The following is a 5,371-nucleotide window of genomic DNA, read 5'->3' as shown; positions in this document are numbered from 1 at the left end:
GCCTCACCGGCGGACAAAGCCGACATCGCGCCGCCCGCAGGCAACGCCTGCATCAACCGGGCCCGCGCCCCCACCAGAGCGCACGCGTCATCCAACGACAACACCCCGGCCACATGCGCCGCGGCCAGCTCACCGACCGAATGCCCCAGCACGAAGTCCGGCCGCACCCCCCACGACTCCACCAACCGGAACAACGCCACCTGCACCGCGAACAACCCCGACTGCGCGAACAACGTCCGATCAAGAGCCTCCGAACCCGCCGCGATCACCCCACGCAACGACGGCTCCAACCGCGCACACACCTCATCAAAAGCCGCCGCGAACACCGGATACCGCTCAGCCAACCCGAGCCCCATCCCGACCCGCTGCGACCCCTGACCCGAGAACAGGAACGCCACCTTCCCGGGGCTGACGGGTTGCGAGGTGTCCTCGGCGACCCGGGCCAGGCCGGCCGCGAGTTCCTCGCCGTCCTGCGCGAGCACGACCGCCCGGTGCTCGAACACCGGCCGAACGCTTCTGGTGTAGGCGACGTCCAGCGGCTCGTGCCCGGTCTTCAGCAGCGTCCGGGCCTGGGCGCGCAGTGCTTCGGCGGTCCTGGCCGACAGCACGACCGGCATGACGGGCATGACGGGCATGGCCGGCATGGCCGGAGGCACTTCCGCACCGCCGGCGACGCCGTCCTCGGTGTACTCCTCCAGGATCGCGTGCGCGTTGGTGCCGCTCAGCCCGAACGACGACACGCCCGCCCTGCGCGGCTCCGCGCCGCGCGGCCACGCCACGGGCTCGGCGAGCAGGGCCAGCCGGCCCGTGTCCCAGTCCACGTGAGGTGTCGGCTCGGCGACGTGCAGCGTACGGGGGAGCGTGCCGTGCCGCATGGCCTGCACCATCTTGATGACGCCGGCCACGCCGGACGCGGCGAGCGTGTGCCCGATGTTGGACTTCACCGACCCCAGCCACAACGGCCGCTCCCGCCCCTGGCCGTAGGCGGCGATCAACGCCTGCGCCTCGATCGGGTCGCCCAGCGCGGTCCCCGTGCCGTGCGCCTCGACGGCGTCCACATCACCCGGGGCGAGGCGCGCGTCGGCGAGCGCGCGCTGGATGACCCGCTGCTGCGAGGGGCCGTTCGGGGCGGTGAGCCCGTTGGAGGCGCCGTCCTGGTTGACGGCGCTGGAGCGGACCAGGGCGAGCACCCGGTGGCCGTGGGCCAGGGCGTCGCCGAGCCGTTCGAGGACCACGATGCCCACGCCTTCGGCCATGCCCATGCCGTCGGCCCCGGCCGAGAACGCCTTGCAGCGGCCGTCGGCCGCCAGCACCCGCTGCCCGCCCAGCTCCACGAGCGATCCTGGTGACGACAGCACGGTGGCGCCACCGGCCAGGGCCAGCTCGCAGTCGCCGTCGCGCAGGGCGCGCACGGCGAGGTGCAGTGCCACCAGCGAGGTCGAGCACGCGGTGTCGACGGTGACCGCCGGGCCTTCCAGCCCCAGCGTGTACGCGATGCGCCCCGACGCCACGCTCGGCACGACACCGGTCACCACGTGACCCTTCACGTTCGGCGGCGCCTGGTGGAACAGCGGGCCGTACTCCTGGTAGTTGATGCCCACGTACACGCCGGTGTGGCTGCCCCGCAGGGACTCCGGGTCGAGCCCGGCGTTCTCCAGGGCCTCCCAGGACTTCTCCAGCAGCAGCCGCTGCTGCGGGTCCATCACCAGCGCCTCACGCGGCGAGATCCCGAAGAAGTCGGCGTCGAATCCGGCCACCTCGCTCATGAAGCCGCCGCGCCTGACGTACGTCGTGCCGGACCGGCCGGGGTCGGGGTCGTACAGCGCGGTCAGGTTCCAGCCGCGGTCGTCCGGCAGCTCCGAGGTGGCGTCCCGGCCGGCGGCGACGAGTTCCCAGAGTTCGTCCGGCGTGTTCGCGTCACCCGGGTAGCGGCAGGCCATGCCGACGATCGCGATCGGCTCCCGATCGCGCTCCTCGTTCTCCTTGAGCCGCCGGCGCGTGGCCCGCAGCTCGACGGTGACCTTCTTGAGATATTCGCGAAGCTTTTCGTCTTCCGACATGCGAAACGCCGTCCTTGGTCCGCCGGGCCGTTCAGGAATTGCCGAACTCGCGATCGATGAGGTCGAAGATCTCCGTGTCCGTCGCGGATTCGAGGTCGTCGTCGAGGGAGGCGTAGGCGGCCACGTCGTCGCCGGCGGCGCCGCCGAGACCGGCCGCCAGCGCGGCCAGGCGGCTGCGGACGAGCGCGCGGTCCGGGCCGTCGGCCGGCATCGCCGCGAGGGCGGCCTCCAGCCGGTCGAGGTCGTCGAGCACAGTGGGCCGTCCTTCCAGCTCCGTCCGCAGATAGCGGACGACCGCGGCCGGGCTGGGATGGTCGTACACCAGCGTGACCGGCAGCTTCAGGCCCGTCGCCGCGCCCAGCCGGTTGCGCAGATCCACCGCGCTCAGCGAGCCGAACCCGAGGTCCTTGAAGGGCCGCTCGGCGTCGACGGTGTCCGGCGTCGTGTGGCCGAGCACTGCGGCGACGTGCTCGGTGACGAGCGCCAGCACCTCGGCCTCCCGCTCGGCCGGCAGCAGCCCGGCCAGCCGGTCCGCCCAGGGCTGCCCTGCGGACGGCCCGGCGGGGGTGTCGCCGTCGCCCCGCGCCTCCTCGATCGCGGCGAGCAGCGGGCGGGACCTGGCGGAGGCGAACACCGGCGCGAAGACCGCCCAGTCCACGTTGGCCACCGTCACGCACGTCTCGTCCGCCGCGAGGATCTGCCCGAGGGCGGTGAGCGCCAGCTCGGGCGGCAGGGTCGGCAGCCCCTGGCGGCGCAGGTGCGTCTCGTCCACCTCGTCGGGCATGCGCTCGCTGGCCCACACCCCCCAGGCGATCGACGTGGTGGCCCTGCCGCGCGCCCGCCGGTGCTCGGCGAAGGCGTCGAGGTAGGCGTTGCCGACCGCGTACGCGGCGTGGTCGCCGCTCCCCCACACCCCGGCCACCGAGGAGAAGCAGATGAAGTGGTCGAGCTGCGCGGGGTCGAGGAGCTCGTCCAGATGCCGGGCGCCGTGGATCTTGGCTGCTGCCACGGCGCCCAGTTCGGCAGCGTTGACGTCGGCGAGCGGGGCCAGCCGGGTGGCGGTGGCGGCGTGCACGACGGTCCGCACGGTCTGCCCGTCGGCGTCGAGCCGAGCCAGCAGACCCGCCACCGCGTCCCGGTCGGCGACGTCGCAGGCCACGGCGCTGGTGCGGGTGCCCAGCTCGGTCAGCTCGGCCACCAGTTCGGCTGTCCCGGGGGCGTCGGGGCCTCGGCGGCTCACCAGGACGACGTGCTCGGCGCCCTGGCCGGCCAGCCAGCGGGCCACGTACGGGGCGATGGAGCCGGTGCCGCCGACGAGCAGCGCCGTGCCGCGCAGCCGGAGCTCGCCGGTGGGGCCGCCGCCCGCGAGCGGGGCGCGCACGAGCCGCCGCACGTACACGCCCGAGGCCCGCACCGCGGCCTGGTCTTCCTCGCCGAGCCCGGCCAGGACGGCGCAGACCCGCGCGTACGCGGCCTCGTCGGGGTGCTCTGGCAGATCGATCAGGCCACCCCAGATCTGGGGGTGCTCCAGCGCCGCCACCCTGCCCAGGCCCCAGACGGCCGCCTGCGCGGGGTTGCGCACGGTGTCGTCCGGCCCCGTGCCGACGGCTCCGCTGGTGAGCGACCACAACGGGGCCCTGCTTCCGGCCGCCGCCATGGTCTGGACCAGCTCCAGCGTGGCCACCGTACCGCCGGGCACGCCTTCCGGCCCGGCCGGCTCGTCGAGCCCGAGCAGCGACAGCACGCCGGAGGGCCGCTCCGCCAGCGCCGCGGTGAGCGTGCTCCGGTCGGAGAAGGGCAGCGCCCGCGGCAGCGCGCCGGCTGTCGTCAACGCCTGGACGGTCGCCTCCACCGCCGCGTCACCGAGGTGGCTGTCGGGCACGACGACCAGCCATGTGCCGGACAGCGTGGCGGGCGCCGCTTCGGCCTTCCGCCAGGTGACGCGGTAGCGCCAGGTGTCCAGGACGGAGCGGGCGTGGTGACGGTTGCGCCAGTCGGCGAGGGCGGGCAGGACGGAGCTGAGCGGCGGGTCACCGTCCAGGTGGAGCGTGCGGGTGAGGCTGTCGAGGTCTCCGGCGTGGACTGCCTGCCACAGCGCGGCGTCCGCCGGATCGTGGCGGGCGGGCTCCAGCCAGTAGCGCCGGCGCTGGAAGGGGTAGGTGGGCACGTCGGCCGGGGTCGCGCCGGTGGCCGGCCAGGTGACGGGGACCCCGTGGACGAACGCCTGCCCGGCCGAGAGCCAGAACCGGTCGAGCCCGCCGTCGTCGCGGCGCAGGGTCTCCACCACGGGCGCGCCGTCGATGTGCATGGCCAGCACCGGATGCGGGCTCACCTCGACGAACGTGCCCAGTCCCGCGCCCCTGGCGGCGTTGACGGCGTCCAGGAACCGTACGGGCTCACGCAGGTTCGCGTACCAGTAGTCGCCGTCGAGGCCGGTCGTGTCGAGCAGGCCGCCGGTCACCGCGGAGAACCACGACACCTCGGAGGCCCGTGGCCGCACTGCCAGGGCCCGGATCTCGGCCTCGACCTCCTCCACCGCCGCGCTGTGGGAGGCGTAGTCGACGGCGATCCGGCGCGCCCAGTGGCCCTCCGCTTCGCACCACGCCACGAAGCCTTCGACGGCTCCGGCCGGCCCGGACACCACGGTCGCGGCCGGGCCGTTCACCGCGGCGACCGACAGCCCCGCGAACCTGGTGAGGTGTTCCTCCACCCAACCGGCCGGCTGTGACACCGACGCCATCGCGCCGCGGCCTGCGAGCCGCGCCAGCGCCCGGCTGCGCAGCGCCACCACGCGGGCGCCGTCCCGCACGGACAGCGCGCCGCTGACCACGGCGGCCGCGATCTCGCCCTGCGAGTGGCCGATCACGCCCGCCGGAGTCACCCCAGCCGAACGCCACAACTCGGCCAGCGCGACCATCACGGCCCACAGCACCGGCTGAACCACCTCGGCCCGCTCCGGCACCGCCCCCGACCGCAGCACCGCCTCGACGTCGAGGTCGCCGAACTCGCGCAACGCCACGGCGCACTCGCGCAGCCGTCCCGCGAACACCGGAGCCGTGTCCAGCAGCTCGACGCCCATCCCCGCCCACTGCGACCCCTGACCGGGAAAGACGAACACCACCCGCCCGTCGCCCCCGGCGACACCTGACACCACCTGCGCCGACTCCCGGCTCTCCGCCAGAGCCGTCAGGCTCTCCACACCGCCGACCACGACGGCCCGATGCTCGAACACCGACCGGCGAGCCAGCGCCGCCGCCACCGAAGCCGGACCGTGCGCCTCGACCACGGGCACCAGCCCGGCCGCGAGCGCC

Annotated in this window: 2 protein-coding genes; both read right to left on the bottom strand. The window is 74.5% G+C overall.

Features of this window, described 5'->3' with window-relative positions:
• The coding region (locus tag CXR44_RS34915; RefSeq protein WP_144070199.1) for a type I polyketide synthase at nt 1-2,060 on the bottom strand (2,060 nt) is incomplete at its 3' end.
• Nucleotides 2,061-2,091: 31 nt separating this feature from the next.
• Nucleotides 2,092-5,371 (bottom strand): SDR family NAD(P)-dependent oxidoreductase (locus tag CXR44_RS34910; RefSeq protein WP_219602200.1); only part of this gene is annotated, 3,280 nt, incomplete at its 5' end.

The sequence above is a fragment of the Nonomuraea indica genome, from assembly GCF_002850745.1.
In the GTDB taxonomy this organism is placed as follows: domain Bacteria; phylum Actinomycetota; class Actinomycetes; order Streptosporangiales; family Streptosporangiaceae; genus Nonomuraea; species Nonomuraea indica.
The sequence above is the reverse complement of the archived record's forward strand: the minus strand, read 5'-3'. Positions and strand labels throughout refer to the sequence as shown.